The 17863-nt window shown below is 31.0% G+C and carries 21 protein-coding genes; 2 read left to right on the forward strand and 19 right to left on the reverse strand.

What is annotated here, in order from left to right:
• Window positions 1–30: 30 nt before the first annotated feature.
• Genes B2X73_RS01055 through B2X73_RS01130 form a run of 16 tightly spaced genes read right to left on the reverse strand, consistent with a single transcriptional unit; the run spans window position 31 to window position 13106 of the window.
• Entirely contained in the window at window positions 31–570 is a 540-nt protein-coding gene (locus B2X73_RS01055) for a 3-oxoacyl-ACP synthase (RefSeq protein ID WP_286495637.1), read from the reverse strand.
• Window positions 563–1711 (reverse strand): beta-ketoacyl-[acyl-carrier-protein] synthase family protein, encoded by a 1149-nt coding sequence (locus B2X73_RS01060; RefSeq protein ID WP_291046904.1) that lies wholly within the window; start codon window positions 1709–1711, stop codon window positions 563–565. Before B2X73_RS01060 ends, B2X73_RS01055 begins: the two co-directional genes overlap by 8 nt.
• The gene (locus tag B2X73_RS01065; protein ID WP_221854827.1) at window positions 1684–2121 is read right to left on the reverse strand and encodes an acyl-CoA thioesterase; all 438 of its coding nucleotides are present in this window, start codon (window positions 2119–2121) and stop codon (window positions 1684–1686) included. Before B2X73_RS01065 ends, B2X73_RS01060 begins: the two co-directional genes overlap by 28 nt.
• On the reverse strand, window positions 2096–3373 hold the full coding sequence (locus B2X73_RS01070; RefSeq protein ID WP_291095491.1) for an ABC transporter permease: 1278 nt from the start codon (window positions 3371–3373) through the stop codon (window positions 2096–2098). The genes B2X73_RS01065 and B2X73_RS01070 overlap by 26 nt, the downstream gene beginning before the upstream one ends.
• Window position 3374: 1 nt before the next feature.
• Window positions 3375–4100, reverse strand: a complete 726-nt coding sequence (locus tag B2X73_RS01075) for an ABC transporter ATP-binding protein (protein WP_221854825.1) — start codon at window positions 4098–4100, stop codon at window positions 3375–3377.
• 6 nt (window positions 4101–4106) lie between these two features.
• Complete coding sequence (locus B2X73_RS01080; RefSeq protein ID WP_291059088.1) at window positions 4107–5108, reverse strand: BtrH N-terminal domain-containing protein; 1002 nt, start codon at window positions 5106–5108, stop codon at window positions 4107–4109.
• Window positions 5092–5496 (reverse strand): hypothetical protein, encoded by a 405-nt coding sequence (locus B2X73_RS01085; RefSeq protein ID WP_125350383.1) that lies wholly within the window; start codon window positions 5494–5496, stop codon window positions 5092–5094. Before B2X73_RS01085 ends, B2X73_RS01080 begins: the two co-directional genes overlap by 17 nt.
• Window positions 5493–5948 (reverse strand): ABC transporter permease, encoded by a 456-nt coding sequence (locus tag B2X73_RS01090; protein WP_114999652.1) that lies wholly within the window; start codon window positions 5946–5948, stop codon window positions 5493–5495. The genes B2X73_RS01085 and B2X73_RS01090 overlap by 4 nt, the downstream gene beginning before the upstream one ends.
• 4 nt (window positions 5949–5952) lie before the next feature.
• Entirely contained in the window at window positions 5953–6393 is a 441-nt protein-coding gene (locus B2X73_RS01095) for a hypothetical protein (protein ID WP_291059090.1), read from the reverse strand.
• A gap of 3 nt (window positions 6394–6396) precedes the next feature.
• Window positions 6397–7536, reverse strand: coding sequence for a beta-ketoacyl-ACP synthase III (locus B2X73_RS01100; protein ID WP_280049818.1), 1140 nt, complete (start codon window positions 7534–7536; stop codon window positions 6397–6399).
• Between the two features lies 1 nt (window position 7537).
• Entirely contained in the window at window positions 7538–8449 is a 912-nt protein-coding gene (locus tag B2X73_RS01105) for a dialkylrecorsinol condensing enzyme DarA (protein ID WP_291052746.1), read from the reverse strand.
• Between the two features lie 50 nt (window positions 8450–8499).
• Window positions 8500–9369, reverse strand: a complete 870-nt coding sequence (locus B2X73_RS01110; protein ID WP_291046920.1) for a lipid A biosynthesis acyltransferase — start codon at window positions 9367–9369, stop codon at window positions 8500–8502.
• A 5-nt stretch (window positions 9370–9374) separates the two neighbouring features.
• Window positions 9375–9623, reverse strand: a complete 249-nt coding sequence (locus tag B2X73_RS01115; RefSeq protein ID WP_038332291.1) for an acyl carrier protein — start codon at window positions 9621–9623, stop codon at window positions 9375–9377.
• 1 nt (window position 9624) lies between these two features.
• Window positions 9625–10851, reverse strand: coding sequence for a beta-ketoacyl-[acyl-carrier-protein] synthase family protein (locus B2X73_RS01120; RefSeq protein ID WP_291046922.1), 1227 nt, complete (start codon window positions 10849–10851; stop codon window positions 9625–9627).
• Window positions 10852–10856: 5 nt separating this feature from the next.
• Window positions 10857–11588, reverse strand: a complete 732-nt coding sequence (gene fabG / locus B2X73_RS01125) for a 3-oxoacyl-ACP reductase FabG (RefSeq protein WP_280035769.1) — start codon at window positions 11586–11588, stop codon at window positions 10857–10859.
• A gap of 3 nt (window positions 11589–11591) precedes the next feature.
• On the reverse strand, window positions 11592–13106 hold the full coding sequence (locus B2X73_RS01130; protein ID WP_038332296.1) for an HAL/PAL/TAL family ammonia-lyase: 1515 nt from the start codon (window positions 13104–13106) through the stop codon (window positions 11592–11594).
• A gap of 88 nt (window positions 13107–13194) precedes the next feature.
• On the opposite strand from B2X73_RS01130, the gene B2X73_RS01135 reads away from it, so the two are divergent.
• Window positions 13195–14436 carry an NAD(P)/FAD-dependent oxidoreductase gene (locus B2X73_RS01135; RefSeq protein WP_286496121.1) on the forward strand — a complete coding sequence of 414 codons (1242 nt, stop codon included), beginning with the start codon at window positions 13195–13197 and terminating at the stop codon, window positions 14434–14436.
• Between the two features lie 84 nt (window positions 14437–14520).
• Window positions 14521–15387, forward strand: a complete 867-nt coding sequence (locus B2X73_RS01140; protein WP_286496120.1) for a cupin-like domain-containing protein — start codon at window positions 14521–14523, stop codon at window positions 15385–15387.
• 10 nt (window positions 15388–15397) lie between these two features.
• On the opposite strand, the gene B2X73_RS01145 is transcribed toward B2X73_RS01140, so the two are convergent.
• The 3 genes from B2X73_RS01145 to B2X73_RS01155 all read right to left on the reverse strand — a co-directional run bounded on the left by B2X73_RS01145 (window position 15398) and on the right by B2X73_RS01155 (window position 17820).
• On the reverse strand, window positions 15398–16528 hold the full coding sequence (locus B2X73_RS01145; RefSeq protein ID WP_280049813.1) for a carboxypeptidase-like regulatory domain-containing protein: 1131 nt from the start codon (window positions 16526–16528) through the stop codon (window positions 15398–15400).
• 54 nt (window positions 16529–16582) lie between these two features.
• The gene (locus tag B2X73_RS01150; protein WP_221855012.1) at window positions 16583–17191 is read right to left on the reverse strand and encodes a porin family protein; all 609 of its coding nucleotides are present in this window, start codon (window positions 17189–17191) and stop codon (window positions 16583–16585) included.
• 98 nt (window positions 17192–17289) lie between these two features.
• A complete protein-coding gene (locus tag B2X73_RS01155) occupies window positions 17290–17820 on the reverse strand; it encodes a DUF4136 domain-containing protein (RefSeq protein WP_114999525.1) in 531 nt (176 codons plus the stop codon).
• Window positions 17821–17863: the final 43 nt, after the last annotated feature.

The following is a 17863-nucleotide window of genomic DNA, read 5'->3' on the forward strand; positions in this document are numbered from 1 at the left end:
AGTATTTTTTATTGTAAACTAATATTGTTTTTAATCTATTAAGTACATTTTCGCTTCGTAATCACCTTGTAAATAATCTACCCAAGCCAAAACAACTTTCTTTGCTTTGTTTTTTCGAATTAAATAATTCGCATATTTTTTTAATTGTTCTTCATTAAAATTTTTCGAAATAAAAAAAGCATTTTCTGTCTTCAATCCATGACGAATACTTACTTCACCTAAACAAATATTTGCTAATGTATAAACAAAAACAGCAGGACTTGGAAAAATTTCATCAGTAGATTGAATACTTTGTTGATGTTTCAAATCTGATTCTAAACTCGAATTTCGATTTGCAAAAACCAATGCAATATCTTGATTTTCATTTAAAGTATTCTCATCTTTCAACAAAATTTCGGCAGCTAAAAAAGCTAATTTACTTTGATAATCCATTTTATAAAATTTTGGATAATCAATTTCGAAAGATTTGAAGAAATTTTTCGAAAATATACCAAAATCTCCTGAAGAATCTTCAAAATGAAGTTCATCATTCAACCAAACTTGTTCGTTTTTAATCTCAACTTTAGTCATTCTGAACTTTTTTTAGAATAATTACAGCATTACTTCCTCCAAAACCAGATGAAGTTTTCAAGATAATATTGACTTCTTTTTGAAGATTTTCATTCAAAATATTTAATGGAACTGAAGTTCCTATTTCACTAAAATTATGACTTTTCAAAACTAAATTTTCTTCAGCTTGCTTCATCGCAATAATTAATTCCAACAATCCAGAAGCGCCCAATGTATGTCCATAAAAAGCTTTTAAACTATTTGTCGGAGTTTTATCCATTTGTAAACGATTAAAAGCAATTGCTTCCATTTCATCGTTATACAATGTCGCCGTTCCATGTGCCGAAATATAATCAATTTCATTTGATGAAATATTGGCTTCTTTCATCGCGACTTCTATACTCAAGACCAAACCTTCACCCGTTCGAGATGGTCCAGAAATATGATTTGCATCGTTAATTGAAGATTCACCCAAAATCTGAAAACTATTTTCTTCTTGACTTTTTGAAAGATAAACACAAGCCGCAGCTTCGCCTAAATTAACACCTTTTCTATCTTTGTCAAATGGTTTACATAATTCAAAATCCATTGCTTGAAAAGAATTGAAACCTGTCAAAACAAAATCTGTCAACTCATCCAAAGCCAAAACATATGCATCATCAAACTCATCAATTTCAATGAAACGTTTTGCAACATTAACTGCTAAAACTCCAGAAACACAAGCATTTGAAATGATAATTGGTTCAGTTTTAAATCCAAAATAATCTGCAATTTTCTTTGCAAAATTTGGAATTGAAACTTTTTCTAAAGAATCAGAAAGTTGATCAATATTTCCTTTTGTAGTTGAAAGTACAAAAGCAGTTCGTTGTGAAATTTTTGATTTTTCAATAATAGATTGAAGAGCTGAAATACCAATTATTTCTAATCGTGTATAATGTTGATTATCTTTTAGTTCATTTTTTAAATTTAAGAAAATATCATCCTCAATTTTCCCAGCATAAAAATTCTTTAAATGACCAAATGAATCAATTTTAGAAACAGCCGAATTTCCTTTCAACAATTCATTCCAATTTGTTTCAATTGAATTTCCGAAAGGCGTTAAAATATTTGCACGATTAATGTAAACTTTTTCCATTACAACAATCCTACTTTTTTCTTCCATTCTTCAAAAAATGGTGGCAATGTTAACATTAAATCTCCTTCGTTGTCTAAAAAAACTTGAGTCGTTTCTCCAATACAAACCAATTTTTCATCTTGATTGAAAATCTTGAATCTGTATATCATTTTAGCAGCCAAAGTATCTTCAAAAGTTGTTTCTACTCTACATTTATCGCCATATTTCAATGGAAATTTATGTTCACAAACCGACTTAATGATTGGTGTTACAAATCCGCTTTTTTGAATATCCAAATAACTAATCCCAAAATGACGTCCAAAAGCTTCCCTTCCATCTTCAAAATACGTAATATAATTCCCATGCCACACGATTCCCAACGGATCGGTTTCATTGAATCGTACTGCGAAATTGGAATTATGTACTAATGTTTTAATCTTCTCTTCTGAACTTATCATAATATATAGCGGCAAACAAGGTAATAATATAGAACAAAGTTAACAAAATAATATTCGGAACAATCTGAAGAAAAGAATGATTTCGCAGAATTAAACTATAATAGCCATCGAGTGCCCAATTCATCGGTGATATTTTCGCAAAATGTTGCATAAAATCTGACATCGCAAAAACTGGAATCCAAACACCACCAATTGCAGCTAAAATAACGACTAAAGTCGCTCCAAAAGGTGCAGATTGTTCTTGGGTTTTCGCAATTGTACCTATTAAAAGTCCTAATCCAATTGCTGCCAAAGAAGCAAATATAGTTAATCCGTAAATAGAAAATAATATGCCATCCGTTTTGAAACCTGGTAAATCAATCAATGGAAAGACTAATTTAGCGACACATAAAATCATTGTAAATTGCAATAAACTTATGATTAAATACGTGATGGTTTTTCCGATAATTTGAACAGAATAAGGCATTGGACTTGTTAATAGTCGAATATGTGTGCCTAAACTTTTTTCTTTTACAATGTTGATAGAAAGCGGAACAACAATAAAAAATATCGCAAATAATGTCCATGCAGGCACATTATGTTGTGTAACATTTGGTTTCAAAACTGATTTAGAATCTTCAGGAACAATCTCTTGAAAATGAATAAACTTCTCATTTTGAAATCCTAAATCATTTGATCCCATCTCTTGTTGAAATGCTTTGTAAATACTTTTATTCTCAGTATCTGTAATTAATTTATCCAAAACATTCGACACATTTTCTTTGAAAGCCAATGAAGTTGCAGGATCAAAGTATAATTTAATCGTTTTTGGATTGACTTGTTGATTATATTTAACTTGCGTGCTATCAAAAGCAAATTCGTTCAGAATTTTCTCAACATTTTGATTGATTTTATAATTCAAATCCTTTGATAATTTCGCTGGAATTACAATTCCAACTTGGTATTTTCCTTTAAAAACTTCAGTTTTCAGTTCATCTTCCGTTAATTTTTTCCCATTTAATTCAGTTACAATTTTTAAATTTCCTGAATGTGAAATATGTTTTTTTACAATCGCAGAAATACTACCTTGATCATGATCAATAAATAGAACAGGAATACTTGCTTCAGCAAAAGAATCATAGGTACTTTTCTGAATTTTAGTCACCGTAATAACCAAAATCAAAGGCATAATAAAAAGAATCACCAATCCGCCAATATCACGAATAAGTAATAAAATTTCTTTCTTTATACATGCTAAAAGTTGGCTCAACATATCACGATAATTTAGTTAAATTAACAAAAGCTTCCTCCAAATTATATACATTCACTTGCTTGATTAATTCTTTCGGTTCAGCTGTAACAATTGATTTTCCTTGATTCATAATCGTGACTTGCGTACAAAAATCTTCGGCTTCTGCCATATGATGAGATGTATAAACAATCGACATTCCTTGTTGATGAAGCTCTTGTAAATAGTCTAATAATGCAATTTTTGATTGTATATCAACGCCAACAGTTGGCTCATCTAAAAAAAGAATTTCTGGCTGATGAAGAATTCCTGCCAATAAATTAATGCGACGTTTCATTCCTCCCGAAAAAGAATCAATTTTTTTATCTAAAAACTTACTCATTCCTACTTTTTCAGTCAAAAGCTGAATCTTTTCGTGTAATTCTTTTGAAGGAACTTTATAAATTTTTCCAAAAAATTCTAAATTTTCTCTCGCTGTCAACGTTGGATACAACGCATATTCTTGCGGAACAATTCCAATGATTTTTTGAATCTTTTTTAAATCTGTTTTTTGATTTAAATTTTGAATCACAACATTACCAGAAGTTGGTTTAATCAATCCAGAAAGTATCGACATCAAGGTTGTTTTCCCTGCTCCATTTGGACCAAGTAAACCGTGAATTTCGTTCTGTTTTATCGTCAAAGAAAAATCTTCTAGCGCAAAAACATCAGAATTTTTATATTTTTTATATAATTTTTCAATTTCAATCATCTGTGACTAAATTGCTTTTCTTAAACGTTTAAAAAACGATTCTTCCAAATCTGCTAATTCCAATAATTGATCCGAAATCACATCGTAAATATCTTGTGCATTGTTTCGTTTTTTATAAACTCTTGATGCATTTAGAGCTAAATCTCGCCATTTATCCCCAATTGCAGAAATTTCTAAGGCAAAATCATTCAGATTTGGTTGATTCAATTTTTGTGAAGCTTCTTGTAAAAAAGCAGCATAAATATAACGAAAACCTCCACCTCCTGTCCCAATCTCTTCTTGCATTCGAATCATTTGTGCCAAAAAATAATTCGTTTTTGCATTCCCAATTTTCTTTGGCATTTTTTTAATTCGTTTCGCAACCATTCTGATTCCTCGAACACCAACAATCGGAACTGGTGCTAACATTTCACGACACATTTTCTTAATTCCTTTTTTGATTGCTTTCTCAAAATCTATATTTTCTGGAATAAATTCAGGATAATATAAATGTCCTTTTGGTGCTAAAACACCTTTCGAAAAACGCACTTTTTCTAACTCATTTTCAGTCAACTTTGTCGTTTCTTGCATCACAGGATCACTGATTAAATACGTTTGATCTTGCTTACCGAAAACAACTAAATTATGTCCGTTAAAATGAAATTTATATTCTTCTGGAAAATAAGTTAAATTATACACACCAACCTGTAAGCCGCAAGGTCGATTGGCCAAAAGCTGTTCATCTAAGAATGTTTGGGCAGATTTTGTAGAGCGAAATTTATGACGTTTAACCTTTATACCAAGATTTTTTGCTGCACGATTAAAAATCATTCCTGGCATCGGACGATAACTAATTGCAGGTGCGTGATTGACTTTTAGAAAAGGTAAAAACACAAAAAAAAGTCCTGAGCCAATTCCAAAAATCATTGGTTCTGAAATCTCAATTCCTTTATTTTTTAATAAATTAGATGCTACTCCATTTTCGCAATGTGCTGATTGAAAATGTTTAAAATCAGTTATGGTTTCCATCAAAGTTTTTTAATTCATCAACCGAAATTTCAAAAGCTTCGGCATATTTTTTTAGTGTTGATTCTTTTAATTTTGAGAAAACAGTTGGTTTCGCATGTCTTTTGACAAAAATCTTCCAAATTTCGACATAATTAGACAAAATTTCCCAATCCATACGTTTCAATTCCATGAAATATAAAATTGGACTTGCTTTTCCATCAATTACTTTTTGTCTTGCTTCCTCTATACGTTCCTCCAAAATTTTTAAGGTTTCGGACTGAACAATATTCTTCGCTTCCCAACCCGCACTCAATGTTTGGGAAAATTCTCCCTGTTCATCAATTGCGTAATAAACTTCGTTGAAATTCTTGAGATGTCCTTTATCTTGTGGTACTTCAGATTGTTTCATTTTTTATGGTTTTGAAGCATTAAATTCATTGTAGCTGTCGCAATTATTTCGTCATTCAATATAACTTTTGCTTGCATCAAACTAATTGTAAATTCATCGTAATCAAAAACTTCTAACAACGTTGCTTTTGTTATAATGGTTTGATTAACTTTTGGCAATTGCATAATTTCAGCTTGTTTAATCGAACTAATAAAACCTATTACATCACCTTTATGTACATCAGAAAAATTGATAAAATAATTTTGTCCAATAATTGTCGAACAAACTTGCGCCATATTTTCCAATAAACCAACTTCTGCAAAATATTCGTTCTGAATAAATAATTGATTCGATTTTATCGTAAATAAAGCTTCAACATAGGTTTTCTCAATCCAAGAAATCTTGTCTACAAAAAGCATTGGTTCACGATGTGGAAGAAATTGTTGAATATCAATTTCCTGATTTACTTTCATAAAATTATGTTTCTGCAATCACTGTTTTCATCTCTCCTTTTGCAATTACTTCTCCTTCTATCTTTGTTTCAATCGAAACCAAAGTCACTCCCATTACTTCGTGCAAAATAGTTGCTGTTGTTGTTAAATTCTCATTCACTTTTGGCAAACGATTAATCTCTATTGATTTCATCGAGCCAATATATCCTGTTGGAACCGATTCATCTCGAATGTAAAATTGATAACCTGTATACAAAGCAACTGTTTGTGCCATGTGTTCTAATATTCCAGATTCTTTCAATTGATTATTTTCGACAAAAATCGAATCGTTTTTGACCGTTAAGCCTCCAACAACTTTTTCCTCTTCATATTCAAAAATAGCATTTACCATAATAATTGGTTCACGCTGTGGAATCAATTGTTTGATAAATCCTATTGTATGATTGGGTAATTGTATTTTATTCATTTTTTAAACGACTGTTAAATAGACGTACGAATACGAAAAACGCCCACTTTCTGGTACACAAAGCATAATACGATCTCCTTTTTTAAGATTTCCGTCTTGAAATAGTTCGTCAAGCATCAAAAAAACAGACGCTGAACCCACATTTCCAACTTTGCTTAAATTCATAAACCATTTCTCTAACGGAATATAAATATCTCTCTTACAAAATTCGTCATATAAACCTTGAACAAAATAATTTGACGAGACATGCGGTAATAAATAATCAATTTCATTTGAAGATAATTGATGTTTATCCATTGCAGCTTTCATGCTTTCTACGCCTTTTATCAAAATATTATCATTCAGAACTTTGACATCTTGTTTCAAAGAAAAAACGGATTCTTTTAACCATTCTTCCGAAGAAAAATCGCTCCAAGATTTCATTTCTCCATTCGGTAATTTATCACCTCCGGCATACATACATGTTTCCAATTCGTGTGCGTAAGAATAAGATTCCATCCACTCTATTTTAAGCGAAATCGAATCTTCGTTTGGTTGATTTTGCAATAAAAAAGCTGCGGCCCCATCTGATAACATCCAACGTAAAAAATCTTTTTTGAATGCTATAATTGGTTGCTCTTCTAATTCTTTTAAATTCTCAACTTCATGCTCAAATTTTTCTGCTTTCATCCATGTCGAAACTCGCTCAGAACCTGAACAAACTGCATTTTTAGAATTACCTGACTTTACCGAAAGATAACCAAATTTCAGCGCATTCATCCCCGAATTACAAACTCCCGAAGAAGAATTTAACTCTACCGAAACACTATTTTGCAATAAACCGTGTACCATCGCGGCATGAGAAGGCAACAACAAATCTGGCGTTGAAGTCCCACAAGACAACACTTCTACCTCATTTTTTGTGAACTGTGTATCAAATAAATTTGTAATTGCATTACTCGTCAATTCGGCATTAGAATGTGTGACATTTCCAGTTTTATCGAGAGCGTAATAACGCGTTTTGATTCCATTATTTCTTAAAACGATTCTTCGAGCTTTTGAAGGAATTTGATTAATTTTTCCTAAAAAATCTTCCATTTCTTCGTTAGAAATTGGTTGATTTGGCAAAAACTTCGACGTTTTCGTTATATATACATTTTGCATATTATTCTATTCCTTGAAAATATTTTACCTGTTTTTTATATTTAAAATAGTTGAACGGATAAAATATAATATATAACAAATTTACTAGTGGAGATATTATCCAAATAGCTAAAATTAAATAATAATAAAAGAATTTCAAATACTTTTCTCGCTGTTTACCTTGTTTAGAATCAATAATTTTAGACCAAACTTTAAACATTCGATTCCCTTTTGTATCAACAGAAACTAAAAAAGGTTTTACCTCAACGGCTCCAGATTCAATTAAGTTTTCTTGTAGATTAGAGTAATTATTATTTTGGATTGAATTTAGAATAATTTTACCAAATCTTCTACTTTCTTGAATAGTTTTTTCACTAATTCCTGGCAAAGGCAACAAATTGAACATTCGTTTTTTAACGCCCGAAAACATCCAATTTACAATTGTCATTGCACTTACTAAATTTGGTGTATGATCGACCAATGCGATGTTTCCGACTAATTTAGACTGTCGTTCTTTTAATATGGTTTTGATTTTTTCTTGTGCCAAAAACCACATATTTCGCGAACCACTAATTGTAATTATTTTAGAATTTTCTAAAATTTGCTGTACTTGTTTATCCTTTAAAAAAGAATTTATTTGAATAGATGGTGATAAAAACCAAACTTGATAATACAATAAAATTAAATCATATTTCTGATTCAAGATTTCAGTCGGAATTGGTTTAATCTTCTTTTCTTTTTGAAGAAAACTATCTGGAAAAGCATTGAAAAAAGAATAAAAATCCCACGGAAAAGGAAATTCCTCTTCCATTTCTATCTTGTATTTCGTTAAATTAATATCTTGATTTTGAACTAAATCATATGTTGTTTGATCGACAATCTCATTTAACTGTCCTGACTGAGAGTAATAAACAACTAATACGTTGCATTTCATGTAAAAGTTTAGGTTTTTTAGTGGTTTGAAAATTCATATTGTGGGCTAATTTACATCCAAAAATCGAAATAATTAAACCATTGATAAGGATATTTTTTTACAATGGTTTCTAGATTGACGCAAAACTCTTTCAAAAGTGCATTTGCATCACGATGTTTGAAATTTGCTTGACGCGCATATAAGTGATAGTGTAGATTTTTTTCCTTCATTACATACACAAAAGCAACGGGCACTTTCAAGCGAGAAGCAATAGAAAATGGTCCTGCAGGAAAATTAGCTTGTTTTCCAAGGAGCACTTCAGACATCGTTTTATTTCCCTCGAAATAACGATCTCCTGTAAAACAAATTAATTCGTTTCGACTAAGCGCATTATTTATTTCGAAAATATGAGATAAATCTTCTTGAATCAAGATAAACTTTACCGAAGGTTTCTTCGAAATACTTTCTAAATATTCTTTGATAACATTTCGTTCTAAATCTGTTGTAACCAAATTAATTTGACAATCAAAGTCAATATCTGCAAAAAAATGTTCAGCAACTTCGAAATTACCAACATGTGCACTTATTAAGATTCCGCCTTGTTTTTGATTCAATAGATTTCTTAATAATTCTATTCCATCAAATTCGTACGAATATTTGTTACGTAAACCTGCATTAATCGCTGTTTTATCAATCAAGGCTTGTCCAAAAGTATAGTAACTTTTGTAAACACTTAAAATTGATTTGAAAACCGAAAAATTTAATCGATAACGAAAGTATTCGTAAATAGATTTGTTACTGCTATAAGCCGTTATAAAATAATAAAAAGCTACAAAAATTAAGACTGAGTAAGCAGCCTTAATTCCGAGCTTTTTCATAACGTTGACAAATATTTTGTATCCCAGGACCGTTCCTTTAGAACGACCATCCCATTGTTTCATATCTGTTATTTATTCTCTAACTTTTGTTCTACAATTGCATAGAAATCTTCAAAAGTTATCATATTTTGAAAATCTTCTTTAATTAATTTCACACCGAAATTAGATTCAATGATTACCACTAAATCAACATAGTCCAAACTATCTAAATCTAAAGATTCTTTAATATTTTTTTCCTCTGAAATCACAGAAGGATCAACTTCAAATTCATCAATTAAGATAGCATTTAATTTTTCAGCGATTTTACTTTTCACCATATTAGGAGTTAAATTTTTTAATTACTAAGGCAGAATTCGTTCCACCAAATCCAAAAGAATTCGACAAATATACATCAAATTCTTTATTTAAGGTTTCTTTAACAATGTTTAATTTAACTGAATCTTCGTCTGCTTCTTCGAAATTAATATTTGGTGCAATAAAGTTATTCATCATCATTAAGTTAGAATAAATAATCTCACTTGCTCCTGCCATCCAACATTCGTGTCCCGTCATCGATTTTGTAGAACTTACAAAAGGTTTCGTTTTTCCAAAAACTTGGTCAATCGCTTTTGCTTCGTTCGCATCACCAACTGGCGTAGAAGTCGCATGTGCATTGATATATTGAATTTCATCAGCAGAAATTTTTGCTTGTTTCAACGCTCTATTCATTGCAATTGCTGGCCCATCTACATTTGGCGTAGAAATATGTCCACCATTCGACGAAAAACCATAACCCAAAACCTCAGCAATAATTGGCGCACCACGTTTTACTGCGGATTCATAGCTTTCTAAAATCAATGTTGCTCCACCTCCACTCGGCACCAATCCATCACGATTTTTATCGAAAGGACGACAAGCTTGTGTAGGATTTGCTTCATTTTCGGAAAAAACACCCAAACCATCAAAACTTGCCATTGCATACTTATTAATCTCCTGTGCTCCTCCACAAATAATCATATCTTGCAGACCATCTTTGATCATCATATAACCTAATCCAATCGAATGCGAACCACTTGCACAAGCTGCACTAATCGTAAAACTAATTCCAGTCAACTCAAAAATTGTTGCAAGATTCATGGTTACAGTAGAATTCATTGACTTGAAAATCGCTCCAGAACCAATTAATTCAGTATCTTTTTTCTCACGAACAATATCTATTGCATCAATAATTGCTTTTGAAACACTATCGTTTCCATATATAATTCCGACCTCGTTAGTCTTGATATACTCTTCCGTCAAATTAGCATTTTTCAACGCTTCTAAAGTTGCCATATAAGCGAACTCTGTTTCTTGACCAATTGTAATTCGTTGTCGACGATTCAAAAAAGGTTTCAAATCTGGTACTGGAACAGTTCCCGTCAAAGCTGATTTAAAGCCAAATTCTTTGCGTACTTCATCAAAAATAATTCCTGATTTTCCTTGACGCAAAGATTCTGTTACCTCTTCTAATGATGTTCCTAAGCAAGAATAGATGCCCATTCCTGTTATTACTACTCTTTGACTCATTTTATCTAAGAATAAATTCCTCCATTTATATTAATAACCTCTCCTGTGATATAACTCGATTTTTTAGAAACCAAAAAGCTTACCAAATCAGCAACTTCTTCGGCTTTTCCAAAACGATTGGCTGGAATCAGCTTCTTTAATTCTTGTTGATCCAATTCATCTGTCATATCCGTTTCGATAAAACCTGGCGCAACAGCATTCACCGTTACATTACGTTTTGCTATTTCTTGTGCCAATGCTTTCGTCGCTCCTATCACAGCAGCTTTTGCAGCAGAATAATTGGTTTGTCCTGGCGTTCCTTTCAAACCGGAAACAGAAACTATATTGACAATTCTTCCGAATCTATTTCTCAATAAAGGATTAATAAAAAAGTGAGTTACGTTGTAAAAACCATTCAAGCTCGTATTAATCACATTTGACCAATCATCTTGTGAAATCCACATAAACAAATTATCTTTCGTAATCCCTGCATTGTTTACAATTACTTCTACAATTGCATTTGTATTTTTCTCTGTCCATTCGGTTAAAACTTGTTGTGTTTGATTTGCATCAGCCACATCAAATTTTAAAATTTCTCCTGTTCCACCTAACGCTTCAACTTCTTTCAAAGTTTCTAACGCAGCAGCTTCATTCGAATTATAATTTATCAAAAGATGATAATCATGTTCTTCGGCAATTTTCAAACAAATTGCTTTTCCAATTCCACGAGAACCACCTGTTACAATTGCACATTTCATGCTTTAGTTTACTTTATTATTTAGTAAATATTTTTTAACTTCCTTAAGATAAGGATAAATCACCTCATCTTCTTTAAATACAGGAACAATTTTACGAATCGAATCATAAAATGCTTTCCCTTTCGAAGATAATTTATCTTGTATTTGTAAAAATTCTATCGCTTGCGTTACAGCCATACTCTGAACCGTCAACACTTCGAACGTATTATCAATCACTTTTGCACAAATCGTAGCCGCATTTGTTCCCATACTCACAATATCTTGATTATCATTGTTGTTTGGAATACTATGCACATACATTGACGTAGAAAGTGTTTGATTTTCAGCTGTTGTAGAAGTCGCCGTAAATTGAGCAGCTTGCAAACCGAAATTAAAACCAAGCGTTCCTAAATTGACAAAAGGTGGTAAAATATTATTGATTTTTGGATTGACTAAATAGTTTAATTGACGTTCACTTAGCATTGATAGACGCGTAACAGCCAATTTTAATTTATCCAATTCTAATGAAACATAATCGCCATGAAAATTTCCTCCATGATGAACAGTTTGATTTTCAACATCGATAATTGGATTATCACTCGCCGAATTTATTTCATTTTCTAGTACTTCTTTCGCGGCATTCCAAGTATCATAAATTGGTCCTAAAATCTGAGGAACACAACGCAACGAATAATATTCTTGTACTTTTTCTTCAAAAATTTTCTCAGTACGTTCTTGATATAATTCGTCTGCACGTTTTTTGACTAATTTGCTATCATTCAAAAAATCGGTCATTTTATTCGCCACATAACGTTGACCAACATGTTGTTTAGCCTCGTTCAACGGTTTTGAATAATGATCATCAAAAGATTGTACAATTTCATTCATCATCGAGCTTAACGTAATCGAAAGATTAATTAATTGATTAACTTTAATCAAATTTACCATTCCAATTCCCGTCATTACCGAAGTTCCGTTCATAATTGATAAACCTTCGCGAATATGAACTTCTATTGGTTGAAGATTTTCAAGTTCAAACACTTCTTTCGTCGATTTGATTTCTCCTTTATAAAAAACTTCTCCTTCTCCAATTAATGTCAAAGCCAAATGCGCCAATTGAACCAGATCTCCACTAGCACCAACGCTTCCATGTTGATAAATGACAGGTAAAATATCACGGTTTACTAATTCTTGCATCAATACTAAAACTGAAGGATGAATCCCAGAATATCCCAACGAAAGCGTATTAAAACGTGCAATAACCGCAGCTTTTGTTTGGTCTAACGTCAACGGTTCTCCAATTCCTGTACAATGACTTCTGATTAGATTATATTGAAGCTGAATTGTATTTTCATCTTCAATACGATATTGTGCCATTGGTCCAAAACCTGTATTTACGCCGTAAATTATTTTATTTTTTGAAAATTCTTTTAAAAATTTAAAACTATTCTCCACACGATCAAATGTTGATTTATCAAGCAATAATTTTTTATTCTCAAAAAGTATGTTTTCTATAGTGTCAATTGTTAATTTTGTCATGTTATTGATTAGGTAAAAGATTTATCGATTTTGGTTATTTACTCCCTCAATCAGTTGCAAAAATAATTAAAAAACTATACAAAAAGTCATGATTGAAAATACAGATGTTTTAATCATTGGTGCAGGACCTTCGGGATCGGTTGCAGCAGCCTATTTAAGAGAAAAAAACATTAAAGTTATTGTTTTAGAAAAAACTCAATTTCCCAGAATTGTTGTTGGTGAAAGTTTGATCCCTCGCTCTATGGATCATTTTGAAGAAGCTGGATTGTTACCTTATTTAGAGAAACAAAATTTCGAAGTAAAACCTGGTGCGAGATTTATTCGAGGCGAACAAATTTGTATTTTCGATTTCAGTAAAAAGTTTGGGAAAGGACAAGATTGGACTTGGCAAGTTCCGCGTGCTGATTTCGACATGACTTTAGCTGATGCAATTATAGACAAAGGTGCAGATTTGCGTTTTAATGAAGAAGTAATTGATGTTCAATTTGAAGGAAAAAAATCGATTACAACTGTAAAAAAACAAAATGGAGAAACGTATCAAATCAATGCAAAATTTTTGATTGATGCGAGTGGATATGGACGCGTTTTACCACGATTATTAAATATTGATAGTCCATCAAAACTAAATCCACATTCAGCAATTTTCACACATATTAATGATGTTCGTCGCTCTGAAGGTCAAGAAAGAACGCAGATTTCTTTTGATATTATTGAAACGAAAGTTTGGTTGTGGGTAATTCCTTTTTCGAATGGAAAAACAAGTGTAGGGATCGTTGGCCCAACAGATTATATCAATCAATTATCAACCAATCAAGATACAATAGAAGCTTTGCAAAATGCAATTCAAAAATCCGATTTTTACGTCAATCGTTTTGGTGATTTACCATTTGAATTTAACCCAATTTGGTTAAAAAATTATTCCGCTGCGGTGACTAAAATGTATGGAGATGGTTATGTTTTGACAGGAAATAGTACCGAGTTTTTAGACCCTGTTTTCTCTTCTGGTGTTTGTTTCGCAACAGAAAGTGGTTTGAAAGCTGCTAAACTTGCTATTAAAGAAATAAATGGCGAAAAAGTAGACTGGCAGACAGATTACGAAGATTATATGAAAGAAGGTATCGATGTTTTCACCACTTATGTGCAAGAATGGTACACAGGAAATTTGCAAGAATTATTTTTCCATCAACCTGAAAATCCTGATGTCAAAGAAAAAATTTGTGCTGTTTTAGCAGGATACGTTTGGAACAAAGAAAATCCATTTGTAAAAAAACACAATAGTGTAATTCGGAATATGGCGTATCTGATTCGAATGGTTAAAGAAACAGAATAAATGAAAAGTCAACAATATGTTGGCTTTTTTGTTTTTAATTCAGATAGATTCTCTATTTTTGAGTAATCCAATACTTTAAAACGCATGCAATTTCAGACTATTGATACAGTTGAATCAATTTCGAAAGAAGATTTCATCAAAAATTATCTCAAAAAAAGGAAACCTTTGTTATTGAAAGGTTATGCAAAGAATTGGAAAGATTTTGACAAATGGAATCTCGATTATATCAAAGAAAAAGCTGGAGAACAAATTGTACCTTTATACGATAGCAAACCTGCTGACGCTAACAAAAGTTCGGACACTCCTGCTACACATATGAAGTTTAATGAATATGTGGATTTAATCAAAAAAGAACCCTCTGATTTGAGAATTTTCTTTTTTATCATCAAAGATAAAATTCCCGAATTACTCAAAAATTTCACTTATCCTGATCTAGGTTTAAAATATTTTGAACGTTTGCCTACACTATTTTTTGGAGGAAGTGAAGCTAAAGTTTTGATGCATTATGATGTCGATATGACGGATTTCATTCATTTTCAGTTCCAAGGTGATAAACGAATTTTGTTGTTTGATTCAAAACAATCCAAAGCTTTATATAAAGTTCCACTTTCGGTACATACAATTTACGAAATTGATTATGATCATCCCGATTACGAAAAATTCCCAGCTTTGAAACACGCAAAAGGTTTTGATTTTGTCATGAATCATGGCGATGCTTTATTTATCCCACGTGGTTATTGGCATTATAATCGTTATTTAGAAGCAGGATTTTCAATGTCTTTACGCGCCTTTCCTAATGAGTTTTTTCAAGTGATGAATACCATTTATCATGTATTTATTATGCGCTATACAGATAAGTTAATGCGCAAGATTTTTCAACTAAAATGGATTCATTTTAAAGAAAAATGGGCTATAAAGAAAAGCCATCGTTATTATGGAATTAAGAAATAGGTTTTAAATATTACTCAATTTTATAATCCATAGGAACCATGTTTGCTATTTTTTCCCAGCTCCAATATCCTTCAACAACCAAATTAGCAGGATGGTAATATGTACCATTTTCTTCAATTTTTAATAAATCGCTTTTTATAGCGAAAATAGAAAGTTGGTTCGAAATATATTTTGCACCATTCTGTTTTGCATAGTCCAAATCCTCTTTTTCATTTTTGTATTCAACTGAATATAATCCTTTAAAATTAAGATACTGATTATTATTATCAACGATTTTCAAACTATCAGATGGAACTTTTTGATTAACTAAGTAAGTAATTATTTTTGGAGGAACTTTACCTTCAATTCTACCTCCTAACAAAGTTTCTTCTTTAAATTTTATGTATTCAGGATTATCCTTGCGAATCAATCGTTTTATATCATATCCTTCTTCCTCAATTTTATTCTCATAAACTGCTTTCATAAAATGAGTAATACTTCCTAAATAAGATTTACGACGATTTTCTTGCCATTTTTTTTCTTTAGAAGCTGATGATTTTAACTCAGTAAAAAGTGCTGTTCCAAGAGTTAAGACATAATTTGACTTAAAATCAACATTAAAATCAACCAAGTCATACTCGATTTTATAACCTAAGTAATTGTTTGTAATGATTAAAGGATTTCTAGAAGTAGCAGATAATTGTCGTGTATTTTTATCATATTTAAACCTTAAGTCTTTCGAATTTTCTATTTTGCATTTTTTTGCAGCTTCATTACTTCCCAAAAACAATTTCAAAAAAGTCTGATAATAATACAACCAATCTTCTTTAGATATTGCTTGAACAACTGTTTCTTGCAACGCTACCACTTCAGGTTCTAAAACTACTTTATAAAATGTAATTTGATTTGTATTAACATTCAAAATATAATTTTCAAACAAACTTGCACGAACAATTAAGTTATATTGTCCATTAGGAAGACTTAGTTCAAATTCACCTTTTTCGTTCGTTTTTGATTTAATCGTAGAATTATCGACATAGATTTCAGCATTAATAATTGGAAGCGATTTTTCATCAATCACTTTTCCTTTAATTGTATTTTGTGCAAATAGATTACTACTAATTAAGAAAAAACCTAAAATAATAATTTGTTTAAAATTCATTGACTAAATTTTAAAACAAGATAATAAAAAAACCGCTATAAAGCGGTTTTGAATTTATTTGAAGAAATATGTAATTCCTAAAGTTAAAAATGATGAACGATTTGTTCCATTATCCCAACGTTTATAGTCGTAAGTATCTATTAAACCATATTGATAGCGTAAATTAATTTCGTATTTTCTATCAATAGAATAACCTCCACCGATATTAAAAGCTAAATCAAACGATTTTGGAACATTATTTTCTCTTTCAGGTTCATTTTCATCAAATTTTTCTGATACTTTGAAACCTAATTGAGGACCACCTTCAACGAAGAAATCTTTTCCTTGATCATCAAAATAGTATTTATACATAATTGGAATATTGATATAATTTAAGAAAGCTTTGTATTTCTCTCCACCTTCTTTATATAACGAATATTCACCTTGAGTAGTATATAAAACTTCAGCTTGTAAATAATGATTTTCGTTTCGAGTAGTTAATTGATATTTTGCAACTCCTCCAACTAAAAATCCAACTCTCTCTTTAGAAACTCCATGAACAATAGTTGTGTTACTAAGTCCAACACCTCCTTTAACTCCAAATTCGATTTGAGCAAAAGAAAAAGTAGATAAACTTAAAAGAAATAAACTTAATAGATTGGTTTTTAAATTTTCATAAGTTATTGTATAATTTTAACAAAATTAAAGCTTTTTTTAATACAAACTTCATTTCATAAAAAAAGCTCTCCAAATGAAGAACTTTCTATATTATTTTCGAAAATTTATTTTTTTGGTTGAGGAGGAAATTTAGCAAGAATTTCTTCAATTGCTTTCGGGATTCTTTCCGCTTTAGCACTGATATTACTCAAATTAAGATCAGAACCAACACCTTGCCAAACCAATATATTACGTTTATCATCAATAATGTCTATTACAATTGTTCCTGCTTGATAAGAAGAAACGCTATTTCCGCCGTAATATCCGCCATAGTAACCATAAGGACCGTAACCCCAATTGTTATTATTTACAGAAACTTGTTCTTTAGAACTTGTCAATAAATTAATGACTAAGTCTGCATCAGAACTTACTTTTGTAAATCCTTTTGTAGCCATTTGTGCATCAATTGCTTTAATTAGTCGATTCTTATCCAAATCGTTAACCTTTAACTTATCTAATCCTTTTTGGTGAAAAGTATAAGTTTTATATGAAGCAAAATTTGTTGATCTGTCGTAATCTGTACTTACTTGAACTGTTCCACAGCTTGTTACAAATAATGACAACAAAATTATAAAAGTAAAGTGTATAATTTTCATGACCTTGATTTTTTATTTAAAACTACAATTATTATTCCTAAAT

It is taken from the genome of Empedobacter sp. UBA7252, from assembly GCF_002472765.1.
Taxonomy (GTDB): domain Bacteria; phylum Bacteroidota; class Bacteroidia; order Flavobacteriales; family Weeksellaceae; genus Empedobacter; species Empedobacter falsenii_B.